The organism is Streptococcus sp. HMSC073A12, from assembly GCF_001812815.1.
In the GTDB taxonomy this organism is placed as follows: Bacteria; Bacillota; Bacilli; order Lactobacillales; family Streptococcaceae; genus Streptococcus; species Streptococcus vaginalis.
On sequence record NZ_KV810554.1, the window covers coordinates 30736 to 44756 of the forward strand.

The window sequence follows — 14021 nt, forward strand, 5'->3', positions numbered from 1 at the left end:
GCCTAAAATGAGAATAAAAGACTACGCTGATATCCTGGGAGTTAGTAGTCAATCCATCTATAAACGGATACGATCTCCAAAATATAAAGAGAGGTTGAAAGGTCATTTATACCTAGACAACCAAAAGGTTGAAAACCTTGATTTAATAGGCATTAGAATACTTGAAGATTATCATTTTGAAAATGATGTGATTAAACTTGAGAAAGAATTAGAGGAGGCTAAAGAACAAGGCAAACAACTAGAACAAGATTTGCAACTTTTGAGAGGCTATCGGAAGAGTGAGCAACAAAACTTAAAAGCTTGGGCAGATTATGCTGAACGATTGGAACAACATAGAGTTTACTTAATGCTTGCACTCACTACTGTATCTATAGCTTTCCTTGTAGCTTTAGCCTTTGCCGTCTTCTGACGGCATTTGTCGGACAATGCGAAGCGTCCGACCCTGGGGCACCGACAGAGTGCCCTACTCGCTTCGGCGAGTATAGTCGAAACTCCTCTTGTGGCTCGAGAGGTGATTCGATGTCGCTCCTGTATTCGGAGCGATGTGTCGTCTGCAAGACCCTTCGGAGAACGCACATTTACGGAGTAAAGTGTAGTGCGTTACACTTTACATGGAAGTCGTGCCGTTCCTTCAGGAAAAAATCTACCCTATGGGTCACTTAGTCCTGGTGGCAATCTTCCGCCACCAGCTCGGCGACCCTTTGAGCCGAGAAAGGAGAACAAACTATGAGTTATGCAGTAGCTAGAATGCAAAAAATGAAATCTGGAAATCTTGGTGGTGCCTATCGTCACAATGAACGAATTTTTGAAAATCACTCGAACAAGGATATTGACCCAGAAAAAACTCACCTAAACTATGAATTAACCGACCGTGACCGCTCTATCCCATACGATAGACAGATTAAACAATACATCAACGATAATAAAATATCCAAACGTGCTCTACGTAAAGATGCCGTTTTGTGTAACGAATGGATTATTACATCAGACAAGGCATTTTTTGAGAATATGAGTCCGGCTCAGATTAAGAATTTTTTTGAAACAGCAAAAAATTTCTTTGCTGAAAGATACGGTAATAGTAATATCGCTTATGCTATGGTACATCTTGACGAGAGTACGCCACATATGCACTTAGGACTTGTACCTATGCAAAATGGCAAGTTAAGCTCTAAGTCATTATTTGGCAGTCGTGACCAACTGAAAGAGATTCAAGAGGCATTTCCTAAATACCTGAATGAACATGGCTATAATTTGCAACGTGGGGGGTCTGATAGCAAGAAGAAACACCTAGAAACAGCAGAATTTAAAGAAAAGCAACGCTTACTAGATGATACTGATAGAAAGATAGTTGATAAAACCCAAAAACTAAAGCAACTAGAAAAACAGGAAAAGCAAACTACAGAAAAAATCAAGCAACACGAAAAAGAGAAAGATGCTTTACTAGATGATATAGCTGTTTTGGAGTCTCTTCAATCTCTACAGATTGAAGAAATGAAGAAAGACAAATTAGTCAGACGTACATTTGACGGTAAACTAAAAATGGATAAAGCAACCTATGACAGACTCTTTCATACAGCCTCTCAAAATGCCCTAGACAATAATAGGCTAAGGCACGAAAACAGCAAACTTGAACATCAATTACAGCAATCACTTTCTAAACAGAATAACTTAGCTAAAGAACTGATGAAGAGTGATCACATATTGTCTGAAAATCGTACGCTAAAATCAGAAGTCGATAAACTAAAACACGCAAATAAAAAACTCAATGAAAGTATAAAACGATTAGGTGAGCAATTAAATGCCGTAAATAAAAAACTTGCACTTTGGCGCAAAACAGCAAGAAATTACATGCATCCTAAAGAATTCGGCAGAATGTTACATGTCATAAATCAAATACGTCCACCAAGAATAACCATTATGTCAGTCGCTCGAAGTGTTAAAAATATGATTGAAAAAAATATATTTTAAGCACTTTATGCCGTGAAAGTCTCTTGATAACAAGCTAGTCGACTTTAGACTAAAGTCAGTCGAGTCGGCAGGCTGAAAAGCTGACGACCGATTGCCAAAGGCTAAAAGAGACTAGGTTACTTGTTGTCAAGAGAACCATGGAATAAATGAACAAGGAGAAAGAACATGACTAATACTAATAAACCACTTGTTTATAAAATCTCACAGCCTACCCCTTTTTCTGGAAAGGAATTGATAGGCTTCTTACAAATTGTCCATAAAGAAACGACAGGTGAAGATTTATTACCTGCTTTGCCCCTAAGTATTATTGAAACATCTATTCTGGAAGATGAACAAGGTCAGGAATTTTGGACGAAAGATTTATCTATCAATGTTCTAGAAATACGACTCAAGGATAACTACAATATCCGTTTTATTCAAGAAAAATTGGACTTATATATCATCATTGAAGATTTGGAAGCCTTCAGACTAGGTTGTTCTCAGCTAGTAGAGGATTTAGTAAACCCTAATAAAAAGTATTTGGTTTATCGTGATTTTATCAGGGCTTATCGCAATATGCTTCCTCATGAAAAAATAGAATTTCATCAGAAGAAAATACGAGAGGAAATCGCCCGTAAAAATTCTAGTAAGAAGTAACCTGTAGTATAATATTGAGAGAGGAGATAACGCTATGAGAAAAACGCTATTTGGTTGGATGATTGCATTTTCTGTATTACGCTTTTTTGGCCGCTCTGTGAGACAGTCGAATAAGGCGTTGCGTCGCTTATTGCGATAAATGCGAATTTGGGGAAAATCCTAGTTTTTTGATAACTAGGATTTTTACTTGCTTAAAATCTATACATGGTATATAATAAATCTATAAATATAGATTGGAGATATATCATGGCTATAACATTATCAAAGCAATATAATTTTAAGTTGAATGAGGCCACTATGGAACAAGCTCGAAATATTATTAAGGCAAAGGGCATGACCATGACTGAAGCCATCACGCTTTTTGTTGAGCAAATTGTACTTGAGCAAGATTTGCCTATTAAGACAGCTGAAGATTTGCATAGAGAACAGTTGATTGAGGAACTACAGTCTCAGTCAGAAAAAGCATTGAGACAGTACGAGGAAGGACAAGGCGTTTCCTTAGTAGAAATGAGGGAACGCTATGGTCTATAAAGTTGTTTTTTCAGAAGAGGTCAGCCAGGCGATAGACAATATTCATGAATATATTTCAAATGTATTGTTATCAGAGCAATCAGCAAAAAATACGATTGCTAAAATTTTAAATGGATTGCAGGAACTGGAGCTTTTTCCAGAGGCTGGTTTTGATGCTGATGAACGAATAGGCGTTAAGATAAATAGCAAGTATTTGACTAGGGGAAAAATTATTGGACAATATGTGCTACTGTATTTTGTGATTGAAGAAGATAAAGTTGTATTCTTGTCGCATCTCTTTCATACTAAGAGTGATTATGTGAATTTACTACGAAAAAGCAATAAAAAAAGCTCAAATGATTGAGACAGATTTCGTTTATTTTATAAGCTCCGAAACTATAGAAAATTGATACCTTTTTGATACCGTTTAGGTTTAGATATTTGTTTATAAATAAGATTTTTGATGATTTTTTGTTTTAGAAACGTTTATTTTAATGGTATTTGAGTTTAAATAATCGAGTGAACCAAAAACCAGGTCTTAAGAAAGCTCGTAAAGCATCACAATTCTCAAAACGTTAATCAATACGATTATATCAACGTTTACAGACATTCAAGAATTTACTCTTGGATGTCTTTTTTGTTTCAAAAAATCAAAGTTCACCCCAAAATTCACCCCATATTCACCCCATCAATTTTTTAAACTACGAAATGCAATATCACCTACAGTCTGATTGACTTTATCTTTGGTATTAACGTAAGTTTTTGTAATTTCTTTATCACTATGAGTAAGAGCTTCTGAAATGGCCTCAAGAGAAATACCTGCTTGTTTAGCAAGAGTAGCACCAGTATGTCTTAGTTTGTGTGGTGAAGCTGGTGCTAATTCGGGATGTCTTTTTCTTACAGATTTCATTCGGTAGTTGAGATAGTCTGTATGGAGAGGTAAATTTATGTTATTAGTCCGGTCATTATATGTAAACACAAATTGTTTCTGTGTTTGTCGTAGTCCAAAAAGTTTGAGTTCTTCTTGTTGTTGAATTTTCCATTTTTTTAGTATTTCTAGTAGCTCGATTGGAGCTTTAAAGATTGTCCTTTTATTTCCCTTGGTAGATTTTACATTTCCAAAGCGGTCTAATGCTTGCTCTATTAGTATTTCTCCAGTAGAAAAGTCAATGTGTTTCCACTGTAGTGCATAACTTTCTGATTTACGATCGGATAAGAAGAATGTTGTGTAAAATAGTGTATAATCCTTGAAATCAATATCACCCTTTGCAAGATCAGTATCAAAAGCTTGTAACCATAGTTTCAATTCTTCCTCATCAAGAGAAAGATCCTCCTCTCGTTTATTCTCTTTGAGGAGGATTTTTTTATTAGCTTTTATTCTACTGATAGTTTTTCGAAGCTTATTTGAAGAAATATAATCAAGTTCTTCTGCCCAATCAAAAACAGAGTTTACATAGCTCCTAATTACTTTGAAATTAGCATAACTATTTGCTTTAGGAGTGAGTAGTGATAGAACGAGTTGTTTATTATTGATTAAATGCTCTAGTGAGTAATCCCCTAGTATTGGTAAAATATGTAACCTAAAGAGACTCTCTGTTTGAAAAATGGTTGCTTTAGTAGGAGGTTTTATAGTTGTTGTTGTTTGCCCTGCCTTATATGGTTAAAGTAAATGCTTTAAGACAAGACATTTTAACAAAGGATTATAGCAATATAAAATTTGAAGAATTACCGAGATATTTTATGCAACTAAGATTTGGATCGACGTTCAGTAAGCCTAAAGAAATTAGGGTATACAGCTATTTCTCAGATGCTTTGTTGTTTCCAGATGGCGCTTTATGGCGAGAGGGTTAACGAATAATTAAATCGCTCTAAAAATGAAAATAGAGTAGACAATAAATTGTGTAAACACAAAAAGGAATAAATCTGTTATAGTAGAGTTGCGAAACATTACTAGAAAGAGATTTATTCCTATGACTCAGTTTACCTCAGAACTACTTAACTTCCTAGCTCAAAAGCAATAAATGGTTCGAAGTGTCAAAACACTTCCTCCCTATCCAAATTCGGATAGGGTTTTTTATCGTTTAAAACTCGTTTAAGTATCTCGACGCTTTCCTTCAGATGTAGGAGTTCGGTTTTTCTTCTACGATCATCAGTATTTTTTTCAATATTCTCGCAATGTCGTTTGATGTGCCATAAGGATTTTTGAATGTTATCTTCTTTTAAATTTTTCATACTCCTATCTTATCAGATAAATTCTTAAAAATAATGTTTCTTTTCTCAAATGATCAAAATATTCGTTTTATAATTCCTCTTCTTTTTAAATAAACGAATCAGTTTCTTATTTCATAAAAGGTAGTGAATAGGTGATTAATCCTAATTGCCCTAAAATTTGCCCTAAATTTGCACTACTCATTTTTAAGATGTTGATAGGCGACATGACCAGCAGATAGAGGGACAACATTAGAAGTGTTGACATAGGTCTTAGTTGTGAGAGTATCACTATGAGTTAATGCTTCTGAGATAGCTTCTAAGCTCATTCCAGCTTTCTTAGCAAGTGTTGCTCTAGTGTGTCGTAATTTATGCGGAGTAGCATGTTTTAACCGTGGGTGCCGTCTTCTGCTTGAGTCGTTTTAAAGCTGATTTGGTCTTGGGTTGCGAAAGAGTTGAACAAGCCGGTAATAATATCAATAGCAGGTTGCTCATCAGCATGTGTGTTGTTGATGAGGATAGGAAGTTTGTAGTCTAATTTGCCGTCTTTGAGGGCTGCTAACATTTCAGCAGGTTTGGTTAGCGCCATTTTATTGGTTGAGTTGAGGTAATCATCAATGCTTTTTTGATCAGAACTGATAATGCCTAACTTAATTTTCCGTCCTTGAGCGCTGGTACCAATGTCTTCAATTTGAACAAGCCGATCATTTTTAGCTTCTTGACGACTTTTTTCGATAGCCGCTAACATTTCTTCGTGAGTATGGAAGTTTTCATATGGTCGGAAAACAAGTGTTTTTCGAATCGTTAGACCGGACTCTTCATCTGTTCCAACGAGCTCATGATTTCCGATGAATTGTCGATAGGTTCTGCGGATATTGTTTGGTGTCCGAAGACTTAAGTCATTTCCAAATAATTCATTGAATTTGAGAGAAAGTTTGAGGTCAGAACCATTACTGTTTTTCTTGCTCAAAATGGGGATGAGGTCAAAAGAAAAAGCATCAATAAATCAAAAAGATACTTGACAAAACGCTTTAGGGCAGAGTAAACCAGTTTTCGGGTAGCCTGTCTGACCCTCGGATGAAGTGAACGAGTTTTCGTTCAGCCCGTTGATCGAGATGACGAGCTTATCTTCGCCGAGTATCACGACAAGGCCAACCAGCTTTTGAAGAAGGCCAGCGTGCAACCAAGATTTTGATTGACCAGATTGATGGGCGTCATCAAGAAGAAAAACAACAAGTGCTGGATTGTAGTGTTCATTGGAAAGAATCAACAATCAATTGATAACGATTAGGCAGAGCTTAAGGGATAAAAGTCGTATTTTTCTCTTTCGGTTTATGCAAATTTCCTTTACTTATGCTACAATAGGGAAAAGCATGTTGATTGGAGTAAAAAATGAAAGCAATTATTACGGTTGTTGGCAAGGATAGAACGGGGATTGTGGCAGGAGTGTCTAGCAAAATTGCAGAGCTTGGTTTGAATATTGATGATATTTCACAGACTGTTTTAGATGAATTTTTCACTATGATGGCGGTTGTTTCTAGTGAAGAAAAGAAAGATTTTACAGAATTGCGCAATGAATTTGAAGCCTTTGGCAATACACTCAATGTTAAAATTAACATTCAAAGTGCAGCGATTTTTGACGCTATGTACAATATCTAATAGAGGTGAAAAATGGATATAAAGCAAGTTACTGAAACCATTTCCATGATTGAGGAGCAAAATTTTGATATTCGGACGATTACCATGGGGATTTCACTTCTCGACTGTATTGATACGGATATTGAGCGAGCAGCAGAAAAAATTTATCAAAAGATCACAAGGAAAGCTAAAAATTTGGTGGCAGTTGGTGATGAAATAGCTGCGGAGCTGGGTATTCCCATCGTGAACAAACGTGTATCGGTGACCCCGATTTCCTTGATTGGTGCTGCGACAGATAGTGATAACTATGTGCTTCTAGCAAAAGCGCTGGATCGAGCAGCAAAAGAAATCGGTGTTGATTTTATCGGTGGTTTTTCTGCACTGGTGCAAAAGGGCTATCAAAAAGGGGACGAAATCCTCATCCGCTCCATTTCGCGAGCTTTAGCGGAGACTGATAAGGTTTGCTCATCTGTTAATATTGGATCCACCAAGTCAGGAATCAATATGACAGCAGTTGCAGATATGGGACGTGTCATCAAGGAAACTGCAGAACTTTCTGACATGGGGGCAGCGAAATTAGTTGTTTTTGCCAATGCGGTCGAGGATAATCCTTTTATGGCGGGTGCTTTTCATGGCGTTGGCGAAGCTGATGTCGTCATCAATGTAGGCGTTTCTGGTCCTGGTGTCGTCAAACGTGCCCTTGAAAAAGTTCGTGGCGAAAGTTTTGATGTAGTGGCGGAAACAGTCAAGAAAACAGCTTTTAAAATCACTCGGATCGGTCAGCTTGTCGGACAGATGGCTAGTGAGCGGCTGGGTGTTAAATTCGGGATTGTTGATTTAAGCTTGGCGCCAACACCTGCTGTCGGCGACTCTGTTGCCCGTGTTCTGGAAGAAATGGGCTTGGAAACAGTCGGTACGCATGGAACGACGGCAGCTTTGGCTTTGCTTAATGACCAAGTCAAAAAAGGTGGCGTAATGGCTTGCAATCAAGTCGGCGGTTTGTCTGGTGCTTTCATTCCAGTTTCAGAAGACGAGGGGATGATTGCAGCGGTTCAAAACGGATCTCTCAATTTAGAAAAATTAGAGGCAATGACCGCGATCTGCTCGGTTGGATTGGATATGATTGCCATTCCGGCTGACACGCCTTCTGAAACGATTGCAGCTATGATTGCAGACGAAGCCGCTATTGGGGTTATCAATCAGAAAACAACAGCGGTACGGATTATTCCTAAAGGAAAAGAAGGCGACATGATTGAGTTTGGAGGTCTTTTAGGGACTGCGCCAGTGATGAGAGTCAATAAAGCTTCATCAGCTGATTTTATTGCGCGTGGTGGACAAATTCCAGCACCGATTCATAGTTTTAAAAATTAAAATGAGAGTGGGACAGAAATCAGTAGTTTCGTAGAAACTTGATTTCATCGTCCCACCTCTGCACGGTTGAGTAGGGTTGTAAAAGTTGATTTATCAACGTGTTAGAGTCCACTCAGCCACTGCGTCTTATAATTATGACTATATAAGCAAAGGAAGCTGAGCACTTTTGTCCCAGCTTCTTCTTTTGAAAAGGAGATTGAAATGGCAAAAACGAAGTTATATATTATTCGTCATGGAAAAACGATGTTTAATACAATTGGTCGGGCACAAGGTTGGAGTGATACGCCACTTACAGCTGAAGGGGAACGTGGCATTCATGAATTAGGAATTGGTCTGCGAGAATCAGGACTTACATTTACAAGGGCTTTTTCTAGCGATTCTGGGCGGACGATTCAGACCATGGGGATTGTCCTTGAAGAGCTCGGCTTAACCGGCAAAATTCCTTATACCTTTGACAAATGGATTCGTGAATGGTGTTTTGGCAGTTTTGACGGTGCTTATGGTGGCGATCTGTTTCATGGCGTGATTCCACGAGTGCTGGATGTAGAAGACTATAAGAAACTAACCTTGCAGGAATTGGCAGACGGTCTAGTCGAAGTGGATACAGCTGGCTGGGCAGAGCCTTGGGAAAAGCTGAGTGGACGTATTTTAGAAGGTTTTACAGCCATTGCAAAAGATGTAGAGGCTTCTGGCGGGGGCAATGCTCTTGTCGTCAGCCACAGTATGACAATCGGTGCCTTTGCTTGTTTGATTGATCCGTCTATTATTTTAAATCCTGGCGTACAAAATGGCAGTGTAACGGTCGTGGAATATGAAAATGGAAAATTCACCATTGAAGCGTTAGGAGATATGTCTTATCGCCAAGTAGGTGCTAAGATATTGGAAGAATAGAAATAATCATAAAAACGGGAATGTGAGAAAAGTTATTTTTTACGAATGGTGACGTTTATCTTACTCCCGATTTTTCTTTCATTCTTAAATGCTTCTCTGCAAAAAATGATATAATATAGTAAGAAAAACGGAGGTAAAATATGGCAAAAACAAGATTATACATTGTTCGCCATGGGAAAACCATGTTTAATACCATCGGTCGGGCGCAAGGCTGGTCTGATACGCCTTTGACCGCTGTGGGAGAACGTGGAATTCGTGAGCTAGGAATTGGACTTCGCGAGTCGGGGCTACAATTTGCAAAAGCTTTTTCTAGCGATAGCGGGCGGACGATTCAAACCATGGGAATTATGCTAGAGGAACTCGGATTAACCGGACGCATTCCTTATCGCACAGACAAACGACTTCGCGAATGGTGTTTTGGCAGTTTTGATGGAGCTTATGATGGTGAATTGTTTATGGGAGTGATGCCTCGTGTTTTCAATGTAGAGCATGTTCATCAATTGAGTTATCCTGAGTTGGCTGAGGGTCTGGTAGAGGTTGATACAGCTGGTTGGGCTGAAAGCTGGGAAAAATTGAGTAGCCGCATTTGGGAAGGATTTTCAGATATTGCCAAGGAAATCGAAGCTGCTGGTGGTGGCAATGCACTGATTGTTAGCCACGGTATGACCATTGGAACATTTGTGTACCTCATTGACCAAACAAGATCACATGGTTTAGACAATGGTAGTGTGACCGTCATTGAATACGAGACTGGTCGCTTCACAGTTGATTGCATCGGAGATATGTCTTACCGCACTGTTGGCAAAAAATATTTGGATGACGGTGAGCAAGATTAGTTTTTAGTAGTGCAATTCGTGTGAATTTGCTGCGGTTTTATTTAACATTGAGGAAAGCTTAAGATTTATAACATCTTCTATAAGATATTTTGTAGGTCCTCGGACCGATTTTTAGCACTCTTACAAAAAGAGTGCTAATTTTTTGAGTTTTTGTCTTGACTTTGGTGTGGAAGAGTGTATAATAGAATCATGAGTTAGCACTCGGGTGTGTAGAGTGCTAAACAAAAAATCTCATATTCCAGCTCAAAGCTGAAAGGGGTGATGTCATGGTAACGGAACGTCAGAATGAGATTTTAAACTTGATCATTGACATCTTTACAAAGACCCATGAGCCAGTCGGCTCCAAATCCCTACAAGAATCAATCCAGTCTAGCAGCGCGACGATTCGTAATGACATGGCTGTTCTTGAAAAACAAGGTCTTTTAGAAAAAGCACATACATCAAGCGGGCGCAAACCCAGTGTGGCAGGTTTTCAATACTTTGTCAAACACTCCCTTTCCTTTGATCATCTTGCTGAAAATGAACTCTACGAAGTGATCAAGGCATTTGACCGTGAATTCTTCAAATTAGAGGATGTTCTTCAACAGGCAGCGGACGTTCTTTCAACGTTAAGTGGATGTACGGTGGTAGCACTTGATGTAGAACCAAGTCAACAACGCTTGACGGCTTTTGACATTGTGATTCTCAGCCAGCATACAGCTTTAGCAGTCTTTACTTTGGATGAGTCCAATACGATTACCAGTCAATTCATGATTCCCCGTAATTTCTTGCGAAGTGATTTGATTCAGCTGAAGGAATTGATACAAGAGCGTTTCTTAGGACAGACAGTTCTTGATATTCACTATAAGATTCGGACAGAGATTCCACAAATTATCCAGCGTTATTTTACAACGACCGATAATGTTATGGATCTTTTCGAGCATATCTTTAGTGATATTTTCAAAGAAAATGTCATTGTATCTGGTAAGGTGAAGTTGCTGAATTTTTCAGATCTAAAGAGTTATCAATTCTTTGATCAACCGCAAAAAGTGGCTTTTGAAATTCGAGATAGTTTAGCTGAAGATCAAATGCAGACGGTGCGCGTGGCAGACAGCAGAGAAAGCAGTCTGGCGAATTTGACGCTCATCTCTAGCAAATTTCTCATTCCTTACCGAGGATTTGGTATGCTAGCGGTCATTGGACCAGTCAATTTAGATTATCAGCGAGTTGTCAGTCAACTCAATGTTGTCAATCGCGTTTTAACGATGAAGCTCACAGATTTTTATAGATATCTGAGTAGCAATCATTATGAAGTGCATTAAGGCGACAGAGCTGATAGTTATAGATAGAAAAATACTTAAAATACCATAAGGAGGTGCCTAGTGGCAGAAGAAAAACAGCAAGAAGAAGCAAAAAAAGAGGACGTTTCGGTAGAAGAAACGTCTGAAGAAACAACAGAGGTAGCTCCTGAGAAGTCCGAATTGGACTTGGCAAATGAGCGTGCAGACGAATTTGAAAACAAATATCTTCGTGCAGCTGCTGAAATGCAAAATATTCAGCGCCGAGCAAATGAAGAGCGTCAGCAATTGCAGAAATATCGTAGCCAAGACTTAGGGAAAGCAATCCTTCCTTCGTTGGACAACTTAGAACGCGCCTTGGCTGTTGAGGGATTGACTGAGGATGTCAAAAAAGGCCTGGAAATGGTTCAAGAAAGCTTGATTGCCGCTCTTAAAGATGAAGGAATTGAAGAAGTTCCGACAGACGGTGAATTTGATCACAACTTCCATATGGCTATTCAGACGGTGCCGGCAGATGATGATCACCCAGCTGGAAGCATCGCACAAGTCTTCCAAAAGGGCTACAAACTCCATGAACGTCTCCTAAGACCAGCTATGGTAGTAGTAGCAGAATAAAAAATCTCGTCCGAAACGACGGTAAACTATGAAGAAAGAAAATATATTTTCGCTCTGCTAAACCGTGAGCGAAGCGAACAATTGGCGATACTCCTCGCCGTGGCGCTCTCTGCACAAACTTTAATAAAGAGATTGACTTAGTCAAGCTCTGATGGTGTCGCCACTTAAGAAGAGTATCAAAAAAGAAATTCTAAATAAAGAGGAAAAAATAATGAGCAAAATTATTGGTATTGACTTAGGTACAACAAATTCAGCAGTTGCAGTTCTTGAAGGAACTGAAAGCAAAATTATCGCAAATCCAGAAGGTAACCGTACAACACCATCAGTTGTGTCTTTCAAAAACGGTGAAATCATCGTTGGTGACGCAGCAAAACGTCAAGCAGTGACAAACCCTGATACGATTATCTCCATTAAATCAAAAATGGGCACTTCTGAAAAAGTTTCAGCAAATGGAAAAGAATATACTCCACAAGAAATCTCAGCTATGATTCTTCAATACTTGAAAGGCTATGCTGAAGATTACCTTGGTGAAAAAGTAACCAAAGCAGTTATCACAGTTCCTGCTTACTTCAACGATGCGCAACGTCAAGCAACCAAAGACGCTGGTAAAATCGCTGGTCTTGAAGTAGAACGGATTGTCAACGAACCAACAGCAGCGGCTCTTGCTTATGGTTTGGATAAGACAGATAAAGAAGAAAAAATCCTTGTATTTGACCTTGGTGGTGGTACATTTGACGTGTCAGTCCTTGAATTAGGCGACGGTGTCTTTGATGTGTTAGCTACTGCAGGGGACAACAAACTCGGTGGTGACGACTTTGACCAAAAGATTATCGACCACTTGGTAGCAGAATTCAAGAAAGAAAATGGTATTGACTTGTCAACTGACAAGATGGCTCTTCAACGTTTGAAAGATGCGGCTGAAAAAGCTAAGAAAGACCTTTCTGGTGTAACGTCTACTCAAATCAGCTTGCCATTCATCACTGCGGGAGAAGCTGGACCTCTCCACTTAGAAATGACCTTGACACGTGCGAAATTTGATGACTTGACTCGTGAGCTTGTGGATCGCACAAAAGAACCTGTTCGTCGTGCATTGTCTGACGCTGGTCTTAGCTTGTCAGAAATTGATGAAGTTATTCTTGTTGGTGGTTCAACACGTATCCCAGCCGTTGTGGAAGCAGTAAAAGCTGAAACTGGTAAAGAACCAAACAAATCTGTAAACCCTGACGAAGTGGTTGCTATGGGTGCTGCTATCCAAGGTGGTGTGATTACTGGTGATGTTAAAGACGTTGTCCTTTTGGACGTAACACCGTTGTCACTTGGTATCGAAACTATGGGTGGTGTATTTACAAAACTTATTGACCGCAACACAACTATCCCAACTTCTAAATCACAAGTGTTCTCAACTGCTGCTGATAACCAACCAGCTGTGGATATCCATGTTCTTCAAGGTGAACGCCCAATGGCAGCAGATAACAAGACACTTGGACGTTTCCAATTGACAGACATTCCTGCTGCACCTCGTGGTATCCCTCAAATTGAAGTAACATTTGATATTGACAAAAACGGTATCGTGTCTGTTAAGGCTAAAGACCTTGGTACGCAAAAAGAACAACATATCGTTATCCAATCGAACTCAGGTTTGACAGATGAAGAAATTGACCGCATGATGAAAGATGCAGAAGCAAACGCCGAAGCAGATAAAAAACGTAAAGAAGAAGTAGATCTTCGCAACGAAGTGGATCAAGCTATCTTTGCGACTGAAAAGACTATCAAAGAAACAGAAGGCAAAGGCTTTGATGCAGAACGTGACGCTGCTCAAGCTGCTCTTGATGAATTGAAAAAAGCCCAAGAAAACAACAACTTGGATGACATGAAATCAAAACTTGAAGCCCTCAATGAAAAAGCTCAAGCCCTCGCTGTGAAACTTTACGAACAAGCGGCTGCAGCCCAACAAGCTCAAGCAGGAGCAGAAGGAGCAAGTCAAACAAATACAGACGACAACAAAGGTGATGATGTCGTAGACGGTGAGTTTACTGAGAAATAAGACGCCAAAGCAAAATGGCTACTCGAA

Annotated in this window: 13 protein-coding genes and 4 pseudogenes; 14 read left to right on the forward strand and 3 right to left on the reverse strand. The window is 39.2% G+C overall.

What is annotated here, in order from left to right:
* Nucleotides 1–7: 7 nt before the first annotated feature.
* The 5 genes from HMPREF2876_RS07805 (at nt 8) to HMPREF2876_RS07825 (ending at nt 3478) form a co-directional block, all read left to right on the forward strand.
* Entirely contained in the window at nt 8–409 is a 402-nt protein-coding gene (locus HMPREF2876_RS07805; RefSeq protein ID WP_070584621.1) for a hypothetical protein, read from the forward strand.
* 317 nt (nt 410–726) lie between these two features.
* Nucleotides 727–1968: a MobV family relaxase gene (gene mobV / locus HMPREF2876_RS07810; RefSeq protein ID WP_070584623.1), complete on the forward strand. Its 1242-nt coding sequence runs from the start codon at nt 727–729 to the stop codon at nt 1966–1968.
* 165 nt (nt 1969–2133) lie between these two features.
* Nucleotides 2134–2604 (forward strand): hypothetical protein, encoded by a 471-nt coding sequence (locus HMPREF2876_RS07815; RefSeq protein ID WP_070584625.1) that lies wholly within the window; start codon nt 2134–2136, stop codon nt 2602–2604.
* Between the two features lie 246 nt (nt 2605–2850).
* Complete coding sequence (locus tag HMPREF2876_RS07820) at nt 2851–3135, forward strand: type II toxin-antitoxin system RelB/ParD family antitoxin (protein WP_024052721.1); 285 nt, start codon at nt 2851–2853, stop codon at nt 3133–3135.
* Nucleotides 3125–3478: a type II toxin-antitoxin system RelE/ParE family toxin gene (locus tag HMPREF2876_RS07825; protein WP_003070628.1), complete on the forward strand. Its 354-nt coding sequence runs from the start codon at nt 3125–3127 to the stop codon at nt 3476–3478. Before HMPREF2876_RS07820 ends, HMPREF2876_RS07825 begins: the two co-directional genes overlap by 11 nt.
* 324 nt (nt 3479–3802) lie before the next feature.
* Here HMPREF2876_RS07825 and HMPREF2876_RS07830 read toward each other — a convergent pair.
* Nucleotides 3803–4774: pseudogene (locus HMPREF2876_RS07830) on the reverse strand (tyrosine-type recombinase/integrase); the annotation flags it as partial.
* Between HMPREF2876_RS07830 and HMPREF2876_RS10520 the strand changes: the two are divergent.
* Nucleotides 4747–4965 carry a hypothetical protein gene (locus HMPREF2876_RS10520; RefSeq protein WP_024052719.1) on the forward strand — a complete coding sequence of 73 codons (219 nt, stop codon included), beginning with the start codon at nt 4747–4749 and terminating at the stop codon, nt 4963–4965. The pseudogene HMPREF2876_RS07830 and the gene HMPREF2876_RS10520 sit on opposite strands and share 28 nt — an antisense overlap.
* A gap of 554 nt (nt 4966–5519) precedes the next feature.
* On the opposite strand, the pseudogene HMPREF2876_RS07840 reads toward HMPREF2876_RS10520, so the two are convergent.
* Nucleotides 5520–5741, reverse strand: a pseudogene (locus HMPREF2876_RS07840) (site-specific integrase); the annotation flags it as partial.
* A pseudogene (locus HMPREF2876_RS10660) lies at nt 5732–6274 on the reverse strand (zinc carboxypeptidase); the annotation flags it as partial. The pseudogenes HMPREF2876_RS07840 and HMPREF2876_RS10660, both read right to left, overlap by 10 nt.
* A 160-nt stretch (nt 6275–6434) precedes the next feature.
* On the opposite strand from HMPREF2876_RS10660, the pseudogene HMPREF2876_RS10290 reads away from it, so the two are divergent.
* The 8 genes and pseudogenes from HMPREF2876_RS10290 to dnaK all read left to right on the forward strand — a co-directional run.
* Nucleotides 6435–6603: pseudogene (locus tag HMPREF2876_RS10290) on the forward strand (substrate-binding domain-containing protein); the annotation flags it as partial.
* Between the two features lie 111 nt (nt 6604–6714).
* Nucleotides 6715–6981: an ACT domain-containing protein gene (locus tag HMPREF2876_RS07850; RefSeq protein ID WP_003026213.1), complete on the forward strand. Its 267-nt coding sequence runs from the start codon at nt 6715–6717 to the stop codon at nt 6979–6981.
* Nucleotides 6982–6993: 12 nt separating this feature from the next.
* A complete protein-coding gene (locus tag HMPREF2876_RS07855) occupies nt 6994–8331 on the forward strand; it encodes a PFL family protein (RefSeq protein ID WP_024052716.1) in 1338 nt (445 codons plus the stop codon).
* A gap of 201 nt (nt 8332–8532) precedes the next feature.
* Nucleotides 8533–9222: a histidine phosphatase family protein gene (locus tag HMPREF2876_RS07860; protein WP_024052715.1), complete on the forward strand. Its 690-nt coding sequence runs from the start codon at nt 8533–8535 to the stop codon at nt 9220–9222.
* A 140-nt stretch (nt 9223–9362) separates the two neighbouring features.
* Nucleotides 9363–10058, forward strand: coding sequence for a histidine phosphatase family protein (locus tag HMPREF2876_RS07865; protein WP_070241975.1), 696 nt, complete (start codon nt 9363–9365; stop codon nt 10056–10058).
* 266 nt (nt 10059–10324) lie between these two features.
* Nucleotides 10325–11359 (forward strand): heat-inducible transcriptional repressor HrcA, encoded by a 1035-nt coding sequence (gene hrcA / locus HMPREF2876_RS07870; RefSeq protein ID WP_024052713.1) that lies wholly within the window; start codon nt 10325–10327, stop codon nt 11357–11359.
* Between the two features lie 60 nt (nt 11360–11419).
* Nucleotides 11420–11950, forward strand: a complete 531-nt coding sequence (gene grpE / locus HMPREF2876_RS07875; protein ID WP_003026205.1) for a nucleotide exchange factor GrpE — start codon at nt 11420–11422, stop codon at nt 11948–11950.
* Between the two features lie 211 nt (nt 11951–12161).
* Nucleotides 12162–13994, forward strand: a complete 1833-nt coding sequence (dnaK, locus tag HMPREF2876_RS07880; RefSeq protein WP_070241972.1) for a molecular chaperone DnaK — start codon at nt 12162–12164, stop codon at nt 13992–13994.
* The last annotated feature ends 27 nt before the right edge of the window (nt 13995–14021 follow it).

What these genes read in the sequence shown, in the direction of transcription:
- HMPREF2876_RS07860 (WP_024052715.1), top strand. Translation starts at nt 8,533, where the DNA reads ATGGCAAAAACGAAGTTATATATTATTCGTCATGGAAAAACGATGTTT.
- HMPREF2876_RS07850 (WP_003026213.1), top strand. Translation starts at nt 6,715, where the DNA reads ATGAAAGCAATTATTACGGTTGTTGGCAAGGATAGAACGGGGATTGTG.
- HMPREF2876_RS07855 (WP_024052716.1), top strand. Translation starts at nt 6,994, where the DNA reads ATGGATATAAAGCAAGTTACTGAAACCATTTCCATGATTGAGGAGCAA.
- HMPREF2876_RS07865 (WP_070241975.1), top strand. Translation starts at nt 9,363, where the DNA reads ATGGCAAAAACAAGATTATACATTGTTCGCCATGGGAAAACCATGTTT.
- dnaK (WP_070241972.1), top strand. Translation starts at nt 12,162, where the DNA reads ATGAGCAAAATTATTGGTATTGACTTAGGTACAACAAATTCAGCAGTT.
- HMPREF2876_RS07820 (WP_024052721.1), top strand. Translation starts at nt 2,851, where the DNA reads ATGGCTATAACATTATCAAAGCAATATAATTTTAAGTTGAATGAGGCC.
- HMPREF2876_RS07825 (WP_003070628.1), top strand. Translation starts at nt 3,125, where the DNA reads ATGGTCTATAAAGTTGTTTTTTCAGAAGAGGTCAGCCAGGCGATAGAC.
- mobV (WP_070584623.1), top strand. Translation starts at nt 727, where the DNA reads ATGAGTTATGCAGTAGCTAGAATGCAAAAAATGAAATCTGGAAATCTT.
- HMPREF2876_RS07805 (WP_070584621.1), top strand. Translation starts at nt 8, where the DNA reads ATGAGAATAAAAGACTACGCTGATATCCTGGGAGTTAGTAGTCAATCC.
- hrcA (WP_024052713.1), top strand. Translation starts at nt 10,325, where the DNA reads ATGGTAACGGAACGTCAGAATGAGATTTTAAACTTGATCATTGACATC.
- HMPREF2876_RS07815 (WP_070584625.1), top strand. Translation starts at nt 2,134, where the DNA reads ATGACTAATACTAATAAACCACTTGTTTATAAAATCTCACAGCCTACC.